Here is a 17,055-nt window from a genome sequence, read left to right as displayed (position 1 = left end):
ACAAAATTTTATGGAGGGATAGCATTATGAAAAAGCAAATTAAAGTATTTGACTATGCCAATGAAATTATAAATGCAGTCAAAACAGGTGTTTTATTGACTACAAAGACGGATGATAAAGTTAACTCTATGACTATTGGATGGGGTACACTTGGAATTAAATGGGCAAAACCGGTTTTTATAGCTTTTGTCAGAGAAAATCGTTTTACAAAACATCAACTTGAAAAGAATCCTGAATTTACAATAAATATACCATATGGTGATTTTGACAAAAATATATTAAAAATCTGTGGAGCAAAATCTGGCCGTGAAATTGATAAGATCAAAGAACTTAATTTAACACTTGAAGCACCTGATAATATTTCTGTTCCTGCTATTAAGGAGCTTCCCCTAACACTTGAGTGTAAAGTTATATATAAGCAAAGACAAGATAGTGCTGCAATTTCAGAAGAAAATAAGAAAATATTTTATCCCCAGGATGTCGATAGCTTGTTTCATGGCGCAAACAAGGATTTTCATATTGCTTATTATGGAGAGATTGTTAGTGCATACATTATTGAATAGTATAAAGAAACATTGTGATTTTAAATATCGGAGGTTGATCTTATGGAAAATCAAGTGCTGGAGGTCATTAATAAACGCAGAAGTATACGTAAATATGGAAAGGAACAGGTCCCGGATGAAAAACTTTCTCTAATTATTGAAGCCGGTCGTTTTGCTCCAAGCGGGGGAAATAATCAAACAAGTCATTTTATCGTAATACAAAATAGAGAGAGACTTCAGAAACTGAAATTGCTGGTGGAAAGAGAATTTGCAAAAATGGAGATTGAAGAAAATACCTACAAGAGTATAAAGAACTCAATTTTAGCTTCGAGAAAGGGAGGCTATGATTTTATATACAATGCCCCTACATTGATTGTAGCTGCAAACCAAAAAGAATATGGCAATGCGATGGCAGACTGCTCGGTTGCACTGGAAAACATGATGCTGGCGGCAGCATCTTTAAGTATAGGCTCTTGCTGGATAAATCAGCTCCACTGGCTTGATGATAATAAGTATATCCGTGAATATATAATGAAACTGGGTTTAAAAGAAAATGAAACAATCTGTGGAGGACTTGCGCTTGGATATTCCCGGATGTCAGAGATGGAACCTCTTAAAAGAACAGGCAATATCGTTACTTATGTTAAATAAATTTCAAGGCCATATGGTGAATATTAATTCAAGCATATGGCCTGTTTAAACTATAAATGATGGATATTCATGAACCTATATAGTCTCCACCATTTACATGTAGAATTTGGCCGGTAACATAAGTGGAATCATCTGATGCCAGGTATACGTAAGTAGGTGCGAGTTCTACGGGCTGACCGGCTCTTTTCATGGGAGTATTTGTTCCGAAAGTTGCTATATAATCTGCTGGATAACTTGCAGGCTGCAGAGGTGTCCAGATAGGGCCCGGAGCCACGCCGTTGACACGGATTCCCTTTGAGACAAGTGAGAGAGCCAACGAACGTGTAAAACTGATAATAGCACCTTTTGTAGCCGAGTAGTCGATTAATAATCTGTTTCCGCGGTAAGCTACAATTGAAGTTGTATTTATAATTGAGGACCCACATCCGAGATAAGGCAAAGCTGCCTTGGTTACATGGAACAGCGGATATATATTTGTATGAAATGTATCATCCCACTGCTCTGTAGTAATGTCTTCAAGTCCCTTCTGAGGAAATTGTACTGCGGCATTGTTGATTAAAATATCAAGACTGCCAAATGTTGATATGGTATCTTCGATTATTTTTTTACAAAAAAACTCCTCCCTCAAATCTCCTGCAATTAAAAGGCATCTACGCCCTTGAGCTTCAACTAATTCTTTTGTCTTTCTTGCATCTTTGTGTTCATTTAAATATACTATGACAATATCGGCACCTTCTTTGGCAAATGCCAGTGATACGGCTCTCCCGATTCCGCTGTCTCCGCCGGTAATCAAGGCGATTTTATCCTCTAACTTACAGCTGCCTGTATAATCAGGATTGTCAAATATTGGCTGCGGTCTCATTATATACTCAAGGCCTGGTTGAACAGATTGATGCTGGGGTGGAAATGCTATGGGAACTTTTTTGCACTGGGTTATATAACTTAAATAAGGATAAGAAAAAAACAAATGAAATTCCTCCTGAAAAATATTTTTTCTATAATTTATGCATATTCATCTATATATGTTAAGAAGAATATCATTATATTTAATCTAGTAAACAGTAAAAATATTATATAAATTAAATTAAATGTAAACAAAAAACAATATTACAAATATGATATACTATTAGATGATTTCAGTACACATATTTTAATTATGCAGAATATATGATATACTATGTATATATTGTATACGTTATAAGGAGGAATTATTGTGATTGCATTCAAGAAGATATGGGATGATGTATGTAGTGTAATATCAAATGGGGAAATAAAGGATATTGATATAGTAGAAAATTTTAAAAATGGTTTTGTAGTAAAGGAAGGCTCAGATACGCACTTTTTGACAAAACAGGATTTTGTGGATTTCTGGTGCAGTCTTGTATGTCTGAATAAGATTGATGAAGAAGAAATACTTAAAGAAGAGGGCTCGGGTAAAAAACTCGTATATGATATACTGAAGAGACTTCCATATATAAATGAAAACGAGGGAAGTTTGAAGATATCAGAAAAATGTTGTTAATGCTCAGAGTATGTTTTCACAGATTGACTGAAAAATTTAAAACTCTCTATGCTGATTCTGGAATTTTGCAATGATCGGTTTAGAGAGTTTTTTGTATGCAGACAGCTTCCACGATTAGGAATTGGTTTACAAATATTTTATAATTAATTATAATATTTATTAAGATAGAAATCATTAGAAAGATAAAAAGAGGTAAATATTATGAAAGCTGCTAAACTTAACCCACAGGATGTAATATTTGCATTAGATATAGGTACGCGTACGGTAATAGGCACTGCCGGAATAGTCAAGAATAAAAAATTCAACGTAATATCGGAGTACTGCCTTGAACATACGGAGAGAGCCATGATAGATGGACAGATACATGATGTTGAACTTGTGGCAGGTACTGTAGATGTCATAAAACAAAAGATAGAAAAAGACCTGAACATGAAGATGGAAAATGTAGTCATAGCTGCTGCAGGCAGGTTCTTGAGAACTGTAATTTCGAAGGAAAGTATGAAAATTGAATATGACAGGGAAATAGACAAAAATACAATAAGAAGCCTTGAATTGACAGCGGTTAAATCAGCGGAAGACAAAGTCAGGAAGGATACGGGTGGGAAGTTGTACTGTGTAGGCTACAGCGTAAAAAGTTATTATTTGAATGGATATTTGATAGGAAATCTGCTGTCACAAAAAGGAGAGGATATATCTGCAGAGATTATTGCAACATTTCTTCCAAGATCCGTAGTGGATAGTTTATATTCCGTCATGAAAAAAGTTGGATTGAGGGTTATAAGCTTGACATTGGAGCCTATAGCCGCAATGGAGGCAGCTGTTCCAAAAAATTTGAGACTTTTGAATCTGGCACTTGTAGATATAGGGGCAGGCACTTCAGATATAGCTATAAGCAGCAATGGTACTATAAGTGCCTATGGAATGGTTCCTAAAGCTGGAGATGAAGTTACAGAAATTATAGCCCAGAATTATCTTGTGGATTTTAATTCGGCAGAAAAGATAAAGAGACAGTATGATGGGGGTAAGGAAATAACCTATGTGGATGTACTTGGAATAGAGAATAAAATATCCTGTGACGAAGTAGTCAAGCTTGTGATTCCTACGATTAAAAAGATAGCGGAGGAAATAGCTTCAAAGATAATAGATTTGAACGGAGACAAGCCACCGAATGCAGTTTTCCTCGTAGGAGGAGGAGCACATACTCCCCAAATTGAGGAGTTCCTGTCTGAGAATCTGAATATACCACTTCAGAGAATAGCTATAAAAGGCAGGGATTCGGTAAAGGAATGCGTATGTACGGATAATTCTCTTGGAAGTACGGGAGTAACAGTACTTGGAATTGCCCTGGTATCAATAAGAAGACTTGGACACGATTTTATAGATGTCATGTTGAATGGAAATGTAATAAGTCTGTTCAATTCACATACACATACTATTATGGACGTAATGATGCAGGCAGGTATAAATCCAAAGCTTCTTATAGGGAGAAACGGGAAAAATATAAGATTTACCCTGAACGGGATAAAAAGGGTGGCATTTGGATCACTTGGTTCCAATGCAAGTATAACTATAAATGGATTTGAAAAGAGTATTGATGAGGAAGTAAAAGAGGGGGATAATATAGAACTTAATTATTCTGTAAACGGCAGAGATGCAGATCCCAAGATAGTAGATTATATTAGCGAGGCCTATTCAATAAGTTTCTTTGTAAATGATGTAATAGACAATCTTGAGCCTGTAGCATATTTAAATGACAAGAAGATTGAGCTGGATTGTCCTATACATGAGAATGATGATGTGAAAATAATAATACCTAAAAGTTTGGGCGATTACAAGAAATATTTTGCAGATTATGGCGATGAGGCGGCATATTTCCTGAATGGCAATAGATTGGAGGATGATTATGAAATAAAAGAAGGAGATAGATTGTACAGAATATCTGCAGAAGCAGCCATTGATACGTTGGATGAAAAAATTGAACACAAGAATTTTATAGAAACAGAGCCTGTAAAACATACGGAAGTGAATAAAAACAAAGATGACAATAAAACCATCAAAAATGATATTGCAGTGACTGCAAATGGCAGTTCCATAGTTTTAAAGGGAAAGGAAAAATATATATTTGTAGATGTATTCAATCATATACAGTTTGATTTATCTCGCCCAAAGGGCAGATTGTATCTTCATTTGAATGGAAGAAATGCAGGATATTACGATGAACTTTCCGAGGGAGATATAATAGAAATAGGATGGGAAAAATAATATAGTATTGGAGGATATACATGGAATTTGACTTTTTGAAAATGGCACAGGATATAAAAGACGAGTTGATTGAAATCAGAAGAGACTTTCATATGCATCCTGAACTTGATTATGATGTATTCAGAACGCAGGGGAAAATAAAAGAATTTTTGAAAAATGAAGGTATAGATTATACAGAAGTAGCCGGTACCGGAATATGTGCCATAATAAGAGGAAATGGAGATAAAACCATTGGTCTTAGAGCGGATATGGATGCCCTTCCAATCCAGGATATGAAAAAATGTCAGTATTCATCCAAAGTCAAGGGGAAAATGCATGCATGCGGACATGATGCACACACTACCATACTTCTCGGTGCGACTAGAATATTAAACAGTATAAAGGATAAACTAAATGGAAATGTAAAATTGTTCTTTGAACCTGCCGAAGAAACTACAGGCGGAGCAAAGGTAATGATAAAAGAAGGGGTTCTCGAGAATCCACATGTGGATAGAGTTATAGGGTTACATGTGGAGGAAAATATAGAAGTCGGGAAAATAGGAGTCAGATATGGTGTTGTAAATGCAGCCTCCAATCCATTTACCATAAAAATAAATGGAATAGGATCTCATGGAGCAAGACCGCACACAGGCGTTGATCCTGTAGTTATGAGCAGCTATGTGATTCTGGCACTTCAGGAAATAATAAGCAGGGAGCTGCCTCCAACAGATGGTGCACTTATTACAATAGGTTCTATTCATGGTGGAACTGCCGGGAATATAATTCCATCTGAGGTTATTTTGAGCGGAATAATAAGAACCATGAAAACGGAACACAGGTCCTATGTAAAAAAGAGACTTCGTGAGGTCGTAGAGGGAGTAGTGGCTTCCATGAGGGGAAACTGTGAAATAGAAATAGAGGAGAGCTACCCATGTCTCTACAACAACGATTCTGCCATTAAGGATATAGTTTCTGCAGCTTCAGAAATTATAGGAAGTCAAAATATAATAAACCTGGAAAACCCCAGCATGGGGGTTGAAAGTTTTGCATATTTTTCAATGGAAAGGCCTGCAGCCTTTTATTACCTTGGAAGCAGAAATGAAAACAAGGGCATAGTTCATCCTGCACATGGAAATCTTTTCGATGTAGACGAGAACTGTATTCCAATAGGAGTTGCAATTCAGTGCAGATCGGTGTACAATTTCTTGAGGTAAACTAATTGCGTAATTGCTTGTATTTTATAGGAGTGAGTAAATGAAAATAGAAATAGGAGTCAACGAATCGGGACAAAGACTGGACAAATTTTTGAGGAAATGGCTCAAGGATGTACCGCTTGGTGCCATATACAAGTCAATAAGAAAGGGGGACATAAAAGTAAACGGTAAAAGGGAAAAGGGAAAATATTTTTTGCAGCAGGGAGATATGGTAGATGCAGAATATATTATTTCAAACAGTAAAAAAAGTAAATTCAAAGGTATAGAAAGCGGATTCCTGAAGACAGTATATGAGGACGAAAATATGATAATAGTGGAAAAATGGCCAGGGGTACTCGTACATGCCGATAATAAAGGCGGCAATTATACGCTGACAGATTATGTGTTGTCCTATCTGTATGACAAGGGGGAGTATGATCCTGAGGAATCCGTTACTTTTACGCCTTCACCATGCAACAGGCTGGACAGAAATACCTCTGGAATGGTCATATATGGAAAAAACTATGAAATGCTTAAAATATTAAATGAAATGATACGTGAGAGAATGGTGGAGAAATATTATAGTGCCATAGTGAAGGGAAGCCTGAAGGATGGCCTGTATACAGCATACATACACAAGGATAAAGATGAAAACATATCAACGGTATACGATACTCCGGGAAAAAATACAAAGGAAATATCCATGGAAGTTAAAACCATGAAAAATTGCGGACTTTATTCTTTCCTGGAATTGAATTTACTTACCGGCAGGAGTCATCAGTTGAGAACACATCTGGCCTATCTCGGAAATCCAATTATAGGAGATCCCAAATATGGGAATCCAAACCTGAACAGTTTTTTCAACAATAAATACAATTTGAGTTATCAATACTTGTATGCACATAAATTGTATTTTAAAAATTGCAGCGGGAAGCTTGATTATATGAAAGGCAGAACCGTTACTGCAGCACTTCCGCCTGTGCTCAAAAAGATAAAAAATGACATATTCGAAAAATTTTAACCTTTGACAGGGAGTTTTAAAGATGAAAGAACAGTCAACAACAAGAGGATTTGCTGTATTGTCTGCAGCAGGAATGATTACCAAGGTACTATCACTTTTGTATATTCCATTTTTATTAAAGATAATTGGAGATGTGGGATATGGAATATACGGGGCGTCATACCAGATATATACTTTTATGTTTGTAATGACCAACTCGGGAATACCTGTAGCCATATCGAAATTAATATCCGAATTGACGGCAGTTGGGAATTACAAAGATGCAGTAAAAAGTTTCAAAATAGCGAGGTTGATGCTTGTTGTGATGGGTTCATTGATGTGTGTTCTGCTTATTGTTTTTGCAATGCCGCTGGCAACTTTGACAAAATACAAGAATGCGTATCTATCACTTATTTCCCTGGCTCCTGCCATATTGTTCACATCCCTATCCTCTGCCTACAGAGGATATTTCCAGGGAAATGGAAATATGACACCTACTGCAGTATCACAGGTTATAGAACAATTTTTAAATATAGCATTTTCACTGGCCTTTGCAGCCTTTCTGATGAAATATGGAGTCGAGGCAGGATGTGCGGGAAGTACTATAGGTACTTCTCTTGGAGCACTGATGTCAGCTTCATTTCTTATGTTCTGTTATAACAGATATAGAAAGAGACAGAATATGGCGGAGGGGATAAAGAGAATAAGCCAGAAGCAGATTGTGAGAAAGATCATAAACTATGGAATTCCCATAACTCTCTGTGTAGGCATGACTTATGCAGGAAATATAGTTGATTTGTACAATACAAAGTCCAGACTCATGTTTGGAGGTTTTACAGATGACAGTGCAACTATATTGTATGGTCTTTTAACCAAATATCAGCAGCTTTTGAATGTTCCCATAGCCATTATATCTTCACTGTCTGCTGCAATACTTCCAGCCATATCGGCAGCTGCAGTTGTAAAAGATGAAAATGGAGTTAGAAATCGTATAAACTATTCCTTCAGGCTGTGTTTTCTCATAGCAATCCCATGTGCTGTAGGTCTGGCGGTGTTGAGTGATCCCATATTTTATCTGCTGAAGTTTGGAATAGGTTCTTATATAATGGCATGTGGTTCCATAGTACTTGTATTGATGGCAGTTATGCAGATACAGACTACAATACTCCAGGGAATAGGCAGGCTCTATGCGGCTACTATTTATTCAGTAATAGGTATAGCCTGTAAAATAGCAGTTAATTACTATTTGATTGCAATTCCAGGTATAAATATACTTGGGGCCATAGTTGGAACCGTCATAGGATATTTGATACCGATAATTTTAAACCATAGAATGATAAAGAAATCCCTTGGTATAAGGATAAATATGGCAGCACATGCTGTCAGGCCTGTAATCTCGTCGGGTGCCATGGGAGCCATAGTTTTTGTTACATATTATGTATTGAATAGAATCACGGGACTTATAAGCATAGCCTATGTTTCAAATGCTGTTTCCACGATTTTATCGATTATTGTTGGAATACTGGCATATACTTTTATGATGGTGATAATAGGGGGAATAACTGCCAAAGACCTTGCAAACATGCCTGAGAGCATGAAAAAATTCATCCCTCAATTTATACTTGCAAGAATAAAATAACTTCTAGAACGGATTATAGAAGTTATTTTTTATTATTTCCCGCATATTCAGGATCAAACTTGTAATGGAGGTTATTATAAGGCTTATTCCACAGCCATATATATTTATAGAGTGTATTCCTGTGAATATGTATATGAGTATCAATTCTTCTACAGATACTATCAGGGAATTTCTGAGCAGTATATTCTGCTTGCCTATCCCGTTCAGAATACCGAAAGTAGCTGTGGCAATAAAGCTTACAGGGGCACATACTGCCATAAATTTTATATAATTTCCAAGATCGTTTCTTTTATAGAATATTTGGCCGAGGTAGTCGGGAATACAGAGGCAAAGTATCATTGTGAGTATTCCAAGTACTGTGGATACTTTTAGAACCTGAGATATCCTGTTTTCCACTGAAAAATAATCTTTACTGCTCAGCTTTTCCGATAGGTCAGGAATCAGAACTATTGATATTGAATTCAATATATTAGTTGGAAAGAATACAATACTGGCAGACATCGCTTTAAATTTACCTATCATTGCAAGTGCCATATTATAGTCTATACCGGAAGAAACGAGTCTCCTTGGTATTATAAGTGCAGACAGGGCAGACAGTGCAGTAGACAGAAAACCATTTATGCATAGAGGAAATGATACAACTAGTATGTTGAACAGAAGCTGAAACTTGTCCGGTATGTAATCTGATGGAATAATGTATTTGCTCCTCTTTATTTTATATATGCAATAAAGGCAGACAAGGCTTATTAATTCTCCGAAGGCAAGAGTCAAATATGCTGCAGTTACCGTGCTTTTTACATCTTTTAATGAAAAGGATACAATTATAGTTGTTATTATAACTATTCTGAGAAATTTTTCAAATACATCTACAAGTGCGGGAATTTTTACATCGGAGGTACCGTAGAAATATCCCTTGAATATGCAGGATAATGCTATAAAGAACATTGCAGGACATATAACCTGAATAGCATGAATAGATCTTACATCGTCTATGATGTTCATTCCTATGTATTTGGCGTTTATAAATACAAAACATATTACAATAAGTGACCATATTGAATCAAACAGCAGAGAGACAGAAATTGAACTCTCCAAATTTGAAAAGTCATCTTTTCCGAAATATATTGCTGCGACTTTTGATATTGCAGTTACCATGCCGCCGCATATAAGGCAGATAAAAAGATCATATACAGGCATTATTAGATCATACAGTCCCATACCCTCCGCACCCAGATATTTTGAAAGTATTATTGAAAATACAAATGCAAATATGCTTGTAATTAAATTTGAACATATCAAAATAAGTGAACTCTTTAAAAATCTATCTCTTTTCATAAAAAACTCCTGAATTTGAAATTGAAGCTGTAGTTTAATACATGCTTATTAAAAGGTATGAAAGGCAAAATAAATATATTCTTAAATTTATCTTTGTAAATTTCACTGAAAATGCATTATAATATATTACAAATAATCATTCATATATGTACAATTCGATAAATATATATATCCTAAGAGTTATAATTTTGGGAGATTGTATAGATGAAAAGATTGATTAGAATTTTGATTTTGGTACTTGTTGCATTTGCATTTGCCTATGCAGCCCAACTATATTATTATAAGAACCATATGGAGGCCGGTGTTAAACTGAAAAATAATGGATTGAACTGTGAGCTGAAATACAAGGATTTGAAGGGTGCGGTAGATTTTACTTCGGACCAATATGGAAATTATTACATAGCATATAAATTTAAAATTCAATTCATAGATAATAGTGGAAGGAGTTACAATATAATAGAAAATAAAAATTTTGATATAAGCAGTATAGATTATAAAGATGGAAAATTATATTATGCTTCCAGGGATAAAATATATTGCTACAGCATAAATGACCATAAAAACACAGTATTTGTTTCTGGAATTCCCAATTATGGAGATTATAATAGAAGTATGGTAAGAACAAGGGGAAACTACCTTTATGTTTCAGTTGGAGCAGCCACGAATTCAGGAGTGGTGGGGAAAGACAATAAGTGGAGGAGTGAAAAACCATATGTACATGATGTAACTCCAAAAGATATAACTTTGAAGGGGATAAATTTTGACGGCGGAAGTACGGGAGCATTTCAAAGTTCTGGAACCAAGAGTATAAATGGTCAGGTAATACCAGGACATTTTCCCGGCAATGCTTCAATTATAGCATATAATATGAATAATGGACATGGAAGTACGTTTGCATGGGGAATAAGAAATGTTGAAGGAATGGATTTCAATGGAAACAACAATCTTGTGTGTTCTGTAGGAGGAATGGAGAACAGAGGTGAACGCCCTGTATCAGGCGATAATGACTATATATATGAAGTGAAAAAGGGGTTCTGGTATGGATGGCCTGATTACAGCGGAGGAGATCCTGTGTTGTCGCCTAAATTTAGAGGCAAAAATAATCTCGGCTTTTTACTTGAAAATCATCCAACAATGAATCCACCGTCGCCTATATATCAAAACGACAGAGTATCCAGTTTAGGAGCTGTTGCTGTGGATACTTCAGGAAACATAGGTGAGAAAAACTGTATATTTTTTTACAATAAGGCAGATAATTCATTGTATAGTTTTAAGTCTCCAAAGGTTGAAAAAAATGAAATTGAATTTGACAGGAATTCTTCAATTGAAAATATTAAAATATATGGTAAAAGCCTTATGATACTGGACGGCCAAAACGGATATCTGTACAGTATAAATGGACATGAACATGAATCTATAAAAAAGTTCAAGCAATATAACAATATATACATCTATCTAATTTCAGTAATTGTATTTACTATAATTTTAATTTTGAGGGTAAAAAGGGATTAAAATAAATTATGGAAGGAAGGAATTATTCTTAAGATGAAGGGAAAACTCGAAAAAACCTATGGCGGAGCGGTTAAAAAGTTATTTTTTGCTGTAAATCCTCTGAAGAAAAAGATAATGAAGACCAACTGCACTGTTCATAAGTTTATAATGATAAGATCCATTGAAATACTGAAAAATGATGGATATGAAAGACAAGCCGATTATTTTAGAAATAATATTGTAAATTTGAATTTGGGAGTCAGCTGGGCGGATCAGGATTTTAAAAGTTCCAATCATTTCTATCATGTAAGCAGGCAAAAGGGGCTCTATGGGTTTTCAGATGCACTTACGGAATGCAAAAAATATTATTCCAAATCCATATCTCTAGCAAAAGATGGAGATAAAAGCAAATCAATTTTTTATTTTGGAGCAGCATGTCACCTGGTCCAGGATGTAACGGTTCCACAGCATGTAAACAACAGACTTTTGAAAAGTCATAGGAAATTTGAATTGTGGATTATAAGTAAACTGATGTCGGATTATTCATTTATTGCAATCGATGGCACAGTAAGATATGATAGCCTGGATGAATATATAAAAAACAATGCTATAATGGCAAACAGCACATATATAAAGAATATTGATATAAAGTCCAGAGATGAAAGATATTGGAAAATCGCAACTTCCATATTGCAGGAAGCACAGAGAACTACTTCAGGATTTATGCTGGATTATTATTCGGATATGAAATCTTTAAAAATTCTTCATTAATTTGAAGGATTTTTTTTATTTTTAGAGAAAATAACATATAGAATATATTTACTATTATGTAATTAGGAGGTATTTTATGTTCAAAAAAGAGATCTTTATAAATATGGAAAATGAAGTTTTTCATGGAAATTTGCTGGACGTTGGATTGGAGAATAACGGAATAGTATATAACATATACAAGGAATTCAATCACAATATAAATTTGGAATATATAAGTGGAGAAGATCAGGGAAAAAATATTTTGGAAGGATATTATGATCTGTGTATACTGCTCTTCTCATTCAGTACCATATGGCCCAAAACCAAAAAAAAGACTGCTATAGAGCATATACACAGATATTTAAATGGAAATGGCATGCTGTATATATGGGATATAGACAAAAAGATAGGTAAAATTTTCAATGGCGATATAAAAATACTTGTTCCGGGCAAAAAACTGAAAAAGATAAAGGTGAGAAATTTTAACCCTGTTGAGGATGATTCAAAAGAAAATACACTGGACATTATAAGCAGGTATTTTGACTTGAAGGAATATACCTTCAATGGTGATATATATCATATAAAGGCAAAAAATAAATGTGAGAATGAAGATGAGAAGCTTCAAGAAGTCTCAATCAGCACGGATATGTGAATTTGAACATCAAAATAACGATGGAGTCTTGACTAGGACCTGATTAAAAAATATAATTAACTATAATTGAGAAAATGTATTCTGGTCGATTTTAATTGGGGAGGTAATCATGATTAATCTACATAGTGAAGGTGCATATTTATTAAATGGAAGTGAAATATATTTTGACATTAAAGAATCTGATGTGCAAATTGAATCTAAAACAGGAAAAAAAATTGACAGGGAAGAAGCCAGGAAGAATACCATAGCGTATTCGATTTTGAAGGCACATAATAAATCGGAAGACATTGAAAATCTCAATATCAAATTTGATGCACTGGCATCACATGACATTACTTTTGTGGGAATTATACAGACAGCACGTGCCAGTGGCATTGAAAAATTTCCAATACCATATGTTCTTACAAATTGTCACAATAGTCTCTGTGCTGTTGGCGGTACAATAAACGAAGATGACCATCTGTTTGGCCTGTCTGCTGCGAAGAAATATGGAGGAATATACGTACCCCCTCATCTTGCAGTTATTCATCAGTACATGCGTGAGATGATGGCAGGATGCGGAAGGATGATTTTGGGATCGGACAGTCATACGCGTTATGGTGCTCTTGGTACTATGGCAATAGGTGAGGGCGGTGGAGAACTTGTTAAACAATTGTTGTCCAAGACATATGACATAGCTTATCCTGACGTCATAGGCGTGTACCTTACTGGAAAACCACAGGAGGGTGTTGGACCTCAGGATGTTGCCCTCTCAATAATTGGAAAAGTTTTCAAAAATAGTTTTGTCAAGAATAAGATAATGGAGTTTGTAGGGCCTGGAATAGAAAATTTGTCCGTAGAGTATAGAAATGGAATTGATGTAATGACTACGGAAACTGCATGTCTGAGTTCAATATGGAAAACTGATGGCAGAGTCGGGGAATATCTTGAGCTCCATGGAAGAAAAGATGACTATAAAGAATTGAAGCCGGGTAGTATTGCATACTATGATGGAATGATATGCGTAGACATGTCGGAAATAAAACCTATGATTGCAATGCCATTTCACCCGAGCAATATATATACTATTGACGAGTTCAATGAAAATCTCCATGACATATTGGATAAGGTGGAAAAGGATGCAAAAGGCAGAGTATCGAATAAAAATATAAAATTTTCTCTAAAGGACAAGATAAAGGGAAACAGGTTATATGTTGAACAGGGATGTATAGCTGGATGTGCAGGGGGCAATTATGAGAATATTTGTGAGGCATCAAGCATATTGAAGGAAAATTCAATTGGAAATGATGAATTTACACTGAATGTTTATCCGTCAAGCCAGCCTGTTTATTACAGCCTTGTCAAAAATGGAATTGCAGCAGATTTGATGCAGACGGGAACTATACTTAAAACTGCTTTTTGCGGTCCCTGTTTTGGAGGAGGAGATACTCCGGCAAACAACTCACTCAGTATAAGGCATACAACGAGGAATTTTCCAAACCGTGAGGGCTCGAAGCCAAATGATGACCAGCTTTCCTGTGTCGCACTCATGGATGCCCGTTCAATAGCTGCTACAGCAGTGAACAAGGGATTTATAACCGCTGCAACGGAAATAGATGCAAATTACAATATTCCCAAGTACTATTTCAACAGTAAAATCTATGAAAACCGTGTATACAACGGATTTGGGAAGTCTGACAGCAGTGAAGATCTTAGGTTTGGGCCCAATATAAAGGACTGGCCGACAATGCCGGAGCTTTCTGACAATCTGCTTTTGAAAGTATGTTCTTTTATTCAGGATCCTGTAACGACAACTGATGAATTGATACCATCAGGAGATGCATCTTCTTATAGATCAAATCCGCTGAAGCTTTCTGAATTCACATTATCACGTAAAGATCCCGAATATGTATCCAGGGCAAAACAGATTCAGAAATCTGAAACAGACAGAATTGCAGGAAAGTCTCCTTTCAATGAGAATGCAGAACTAAAAGAAGTCTTTGCTATAATTGAGAAGGAGTGTAATGGTATAGTTGTCGACAATACGGGGATAGGAAGTGTAATATATGCGGTAAAACCGGGAGATGGTTCTGCCAGAGAACAGGCTGCCAGCTGCCAGAAAATTCTTGGAGGATATGCGAATATTGCAAAAGAGTATGCCACGAAGAGATACAGATCCAACTTGATCAATTGGGGAATAGTGCCATTTACCATGGAAAGTGAGCCTGAATTTAACTGTGGTGACTATATATTTATTCCTCATATAAGAAAATTTGTCAATGCAGGTATTTCTGAAATACCTGCATATATAGTAAAAGACGGGCTTAAAAAGTTTACTTTGAAAATTGACAGGCTGACAGGAGATGAAGTGAATATACTGTTGTCAGGATGTTTGATAAATTTCAATAAAAAGAATGCATGATCACCAGACAAAAAAGGAGGGTTGTTTCTCCTTTTTTGTCGTACTAGCTGCAGTCTTTGGGATAATGGACAACAATGAATTTTACTACCTTGTTGGTTTGATTGTCCCAATTATGTTTTTGTGTAGACAGATAGTGGGCGGAATCACCCGGATATAGGTTGAATACATCCTTTTCAATTATTAATGTTAAAATTCCCTCTAAAATGTAAACAAACTCTTCTCCCTGGTGTGAATAGACATCTGGATATTGATGATCATTTTTTGGCAGAAGTTCAACCAGCTCGGGGGAAAACATCTTATCTTCAGGATAACGACTTAGACTTTTATATATGGTTTTATTTAATTCGCGGATAAAGGGTTGATCATAACTTCTGATTATAAGTTCCTTTTCTTCATCGTCAAAAAAATAATTGATCTTCACCTTAAGTACATCGGCAATATTGGACAAGTTTTCCACTGCAATGGTAGTGATACCACGTTCAAATTGAGAAAGAAAGCCGGTAGATAATCCCGTCTTTTCAGACATGTCCTTTAATGTCAGGCCTTTTTTGTTGCGCAGTTCTTTAACTTTTTCTCCTATATTCATGGAATGTAATCAGTCCTTTCGCAAGTTCAGAGTTCTAAAAAAATTTTTGGCGGATACCAGGCCATAAATTCATAAAAATGAATTAGCTCTTTTAAAAAGTGTTTACTGTATATCCATATATGATTGCTTTAATTATAACATTGATGAGCCAATATAACAAATTTGGAGTTGATAAATTGAAATCATTATTATGAAGAAATATACTTATATATATTGAAATTTTTATTATTATGAACTACAATTAAAAGTAAAATAAGAAAGGGGTGTTTCCAATTAACATGCCTTATATATTTAATATTCAAAAATTTTCTGTCCATGACGGTCCAGGCGTTCGTACTACTGTTTTCTTTAAAGGCTGTCCAATCAAGTGCATGTGGTGCCACAATCCGGAAAGTCAAAGATATGAACCTGAATTGATGAAAAACAAGGATGGAAAAGAAGAAATGATAGGAAGGCAGTATGCCATAAAGGAACTTGTAAAAATAGTTCAAGCAGATCAGATTTTTTATGATCAATCCGGCGGAGGGGTGACTTTATCCGGAGGAGAGGTTATGACTCAGGATATGGACTATGTTGAAAAATTGGCAAGAGAGCTTCAAAGGGTAGGAATATCGGTAGCAATTGATACATGTGGTGTAGTTCCGCCTGATAATTATAAACGGATATTACCCTACACGGATCTTTTTTTATACGATTTAAAACTAATTGACCCACAAATGCACAAAAAATATACAGGAGTATCCAATGATCTTATATTGGAAAATCTCAAGTTGATCAGCAGCCATGAAGGGAAGATCAATCTGCGTCTGATTCTGATTAATGATGTCAATGCTGATGATGAATCAATCTGTGGAATTTCCTCCTGGCTTGAAGAACAAAACATTTCTATTGAGAGCATTAATCTTCTGCCATATCACGATTTTGGCAGGGACAAGTATCATAACTTAAACAGGGAATGTACTCAGAATTTCAAAAAGCCAGGTGATGAACGTATAAATGAAATCAAACAATATTTTGAAAAAGCAGGTTATGCTGTAAAAATTGGTGGTTAG

The 17,055-nt window shown here is 35.5% G+C and carries 15 protein-coding genes; 12 read left to right on the top strand and 3 right to left on the bottom strand.

Annotated elements, in window-relative coordinates; all coding sequences use genetic code 11:
* Positions 1 to 26 precede the first annotated feature (26 nt).
* Positions 27 to 563: a flavin reductase family protein gene (locus LKE46_RS06565; RefSeq protein ID WP_291719579.1), complete on the top strand. Its 537-nt coding sequence runs from the start codon at positions 27 to 29 to the stop codon at positions 561 to 563.
* Positions 564 to 605: 42 nt separating this feature from the next.
* Positions 606 to 1,193: a nitroreductase family protein gene (locus LKE46_RS06560; protein ID WP_291719577.1), complete on the top strand. Its 588-nt coding sequence runs from the start codon at positions 606 to 608 to the stop codon at positions 1,191 to 1,193.
* 67 nt (positions 1,194 to 1,260) lie between these two features.
* Here the strand turns inward: LKE46_RS06560 and LKE46_RS06555 are convergent, their stop codons facing one another.
* Positions 1,261 to 2,160: an SDR family oxidoreductase gene (locus LKE46_RS06555; RefSeq protein WP_291719575.1), complete on the bottom strand. Its 900-nt coding sequence runs from the start codon at positions 2,158 to 2,160 to the stop codon at positions 1,261 to 1,263.
* 246 nt (positions 2,161 to 2,406) lie between these two features.
* On the opposite strand from LKE46_RS06555, the gene LKE46_RS06550 reads away from it, so the two are divergent.
* The 5 genes from LKE46_RS06550 (at position 2,407) to LKE46_RS06530 (ending at position 8,788) form a co-directional block, all read left to right on the top strand.
* Positions 2,407 to 2,715 (top strand): hypothetical protein, encoded by a 309-nt coding sequence (locus LKE46_RS06550; protein ID WP_291719573.1) that lies wholly within the window; start codon positions 2,407 to 2,409, stop codon positions 2,713 to 2,715.
* 201 nt (positions 2,716 to 2,916) lie between these two features.
* Positions 2,917 to 4,977 (top strand): cell division protein FtsA, encoded by a 2,061-nt coding sequence (locus LKE46_RS06545; protein WP_291719570.1) that lies wholly within the window; start codon positions 2,917 to 2,919, stop codon positions 4,975 to 4,977.
* Positions 4,978 to 4,997: 20 nt separating this feature from the next.
* Positions 4,998 to 6,170: a M20 metallopeptidase family protein gene (locus LKE46_RS06540; RefSeq protein ID WP_291719568.1), complete on the top strand. Its 1,173-nt coding sequence runs from the start codon at positions 4,998 to 5,000 to the stop codon at positions 6,168 to 6,170.
* A gap of 40 nt (positions 6,171 to 6,210) precedes the next feature.
* On the top strand, positions 6,211 to 7,170 hold the full coding sequence (locus LKE46_RS06535; protein ID WP_291719566.1) for an RluA family pseudouridine synthase: 960 nt from the start codon (positions 6,211 to 6,213) through the stop codon (positions 7,168 to 7,170).
* 22 nt (positions 7,171 to 7,192) lie between these two features.
* A complete protein-coding gene (locus LKE46_RS06530; protein ID WP_291719563.1) occupies positions 7,193 to 8,788 on the top strand; it encodes a putative polysaccharide biosynthesis protein in 1,596 nt (531 codons plus the stop codon).
* A gap of 3 nt (positions 8,789 to 8,791) precedes the next feature.
* Here LKE46_RS06530 and spoVB read toward each other — a convergent pair whose 3' ends face one another.
* The gene (spoVB, locus tag LKE46_RS06525; protein ID WP_291719561.1) at positions 8,792 to 10,123 is read right to left on the bottom strand and encodes a stage V sporulation protein B; all 1,332 of its coding nucleotides are present in this window, start codon (positions 10,121 to 10,123) and stop codon (positions 8,792 to 8,794) included.
* Positions 10,124 to 10,327: 204 nt separating this feature from the next.
* Here spoVB and LKE46_RS06520 point away from each other — a divergent pair, with 204 nt between their 5' ends.
* The 4 genes from LKE46_RS06520 (at position 10,328) to LKE46_RS06505 (ending at position 15,417) form a co-directional block, all read left to right on the top strand.
* Positions 10,328 to 11,635 (top strand): hypothetical protein, encoded by a 1,308-nt coding sequence (locus tag LKE46_RS06520; protein WP_291719559.1) that lies wholly within the window; start codon positions 10,328 to 10,330, stop codon positions 11,633 to 11,635.
* Between the two features lie 33 nt (positions 11,636 to 11,668).
* Positions 11,669 to 12,385 (top strand): zinc dependent phospholipase C family protein, encoded by a 717-nt coding sequence (locus LKE46_RS06515; RefSeq protein ID WP_291719557.1) that lies wholly within the window; start codon positions 11,669 to 11,671, stop codon positions 12,383 to 12,385.
* Positions 12,386 to 12,461: 76 nt separating this feature from the next.
* Positions 12,462 to 13,016, top strand: a complete 555-nt coding sequence (locus tag LKE46_RS06510) for a class I SAM-dependent methyltransferase (protein WP_291719555.1) — start codon at positions 12,462 to 12,464, stop codon at positions 13,014 to 13,016.
* Positions 13,017 to 13,125: 109 nt separating this feature from the next.
* Positions 13,126 to 15,417, top strand: coding sequence for a hydratase (locus LKE46_RS06505; protein WP_291719553.1), 2,292 nt, complete (start codon positions 13,126 to 13,128; stop codon positions 15,415 to 15,417).
* Positions 15,418 to 15,460: 43 nt separating this feature from the next.
* Here LKE46_RS06505 and LKE46_RS06500 read toward each other — a convergent pair whose 3' ends face one another.
* Positions 15,461 to 16,003 (bottom strand): helix-turn-helix domain-containing protein, encoded by a 543-nt coding sequence (locus LKE46_RS06500; RefSeq protein ID WP_291719551.1) that lies wholly within the window; start codon positions 16,001 to 16,003, stop codon positions 15,461 to 15,463.
* A gap of 278 nt (positions 16,004 to 16,281) precedes the next feature.
* Between LKE46_RS06500 and LKE46_RS06495 the strand changes: the two genes are divergently transcribed.
* The gene (locus LKE46_RS06495; RefSeq protein WP_291719549.1) at positions 16,282 to 17,055 is read left to right on the top strand and encodes a glycyl-radical enzyme activating protein; all 774 of its coding nucleotides are present in this window, start codon (positions 16,282 to 16,284) and stop codon (positions 17,053 to 17,055) included.

The organism is Clostridium sp. (genome assembly GCF_022482905.1).
Lineage (GTDB): Bacteria > Bacillota > Clostridia > Clostridiales > Clostridiaceae > Clostridium_B.
The sequence above is the reverse complement of the archived record's forward strand: the minus strand, read 5'-3'. Positions and strand labels throughout refer to the sequence as shown.

What these genes read in the sequence shown, in the direction of transcription:
- LKE46_RS06565 (WP_291719579.1), top strand. Translation starts at nt 27, where the DNA reads ATGAAAAAGCAAATTAAAGTATTTGACTATGCCAATGAAATTATAAAT.
- LKE46_RS06560 (WP_291719577.1), top strand. Translation starts at nt 606, where the DNA reads ATGGAAAATCAAGTGCTGGAGGTCATTAATAAACGCAGAAGTATACGT.
- LKE46_RS06545 (WP_291719570.1), top strand. Translation starts at nt 2,917, where the DNA reads ATGAAAGCTGCTAAACTTAACCCACAGGATGTAATATTTGCATTAGAT.
- LKE46_RS06540 (WP_291719568.1), top strand. Translation starts at nt 4,998, where the DNA reads ATGGAATTTGACTTTTTGAAAATGGCACAGGATATAAAAGACGAGTTG.
- LKE46_RS06535 (WP_291719566.1), top strand. Translation starts at nt 6,211, where the DNA reads ATGAAAATAGAAATAGGAGTCAACGAATCGGGACAAAGACTGGACAAA.
- LKE46_RS06530 (WP_291719563.1), top strand. Translation starts at nt 7,193, where the DNA reads ATGAAAGAACAGTCAACAACAAGAGGATTTGCTGTATTGTCTGCAGCA.
- spoVB (WP_291719561.1), bottom strand. Translation starts at nt 10,123, where the DNA reads ATGAAAAGAGATAGATTTTTAAAGAGTTCACTTATTTTGATATGTTCA.
- LKE46_RS06520 (WP_291719559.1), top strand. Translation starts at nt 10,328, where the DNA reads ATGAAAAGATTGATTAGAATTTTGATTTTGGTACTTGTTGCATTTGCA.
- LKE46_RS06515 (WP_291719557.1), top strand. Translation starts at nt 11,669, where the DNA reads ATGAAGGGAAAACTCGAAAAAACCTATGGCGGAGCGGTTAAAAAGTTA.
- LKE46_RS06510 (WP_291719555.1), top strand. Translation starts at nt 12,462, where the DNA reads ATGTTCAAAAAAGAGATCTTTATAAATATGGAAAATGAAGTTTTTCAT.
- LKE46_RS06505 (WP_291719553.1), top strand. Translation starts at nt 13,126, where the DNA reads ATGATTAATCTACATAGTGAAGGTGCATATTTATTAAATGGAAGTGAA.
- LKE46_RS06500 (WP_291719551.1), bottom strand. Translation starts at nt 16,003, where the DNA reads ATGAATATAGGAGAAAAAGTTAAAGAACTGCGCAACAAAAAAGGCCTG.
- LKE46_RS06495 (WP_291719549.1), top strand. Translation starts at nt 16,282, where the DNA reads ATGCCTTATATATTTAATATTCAAAAATTTTCTGTCCATGACGGTCCA.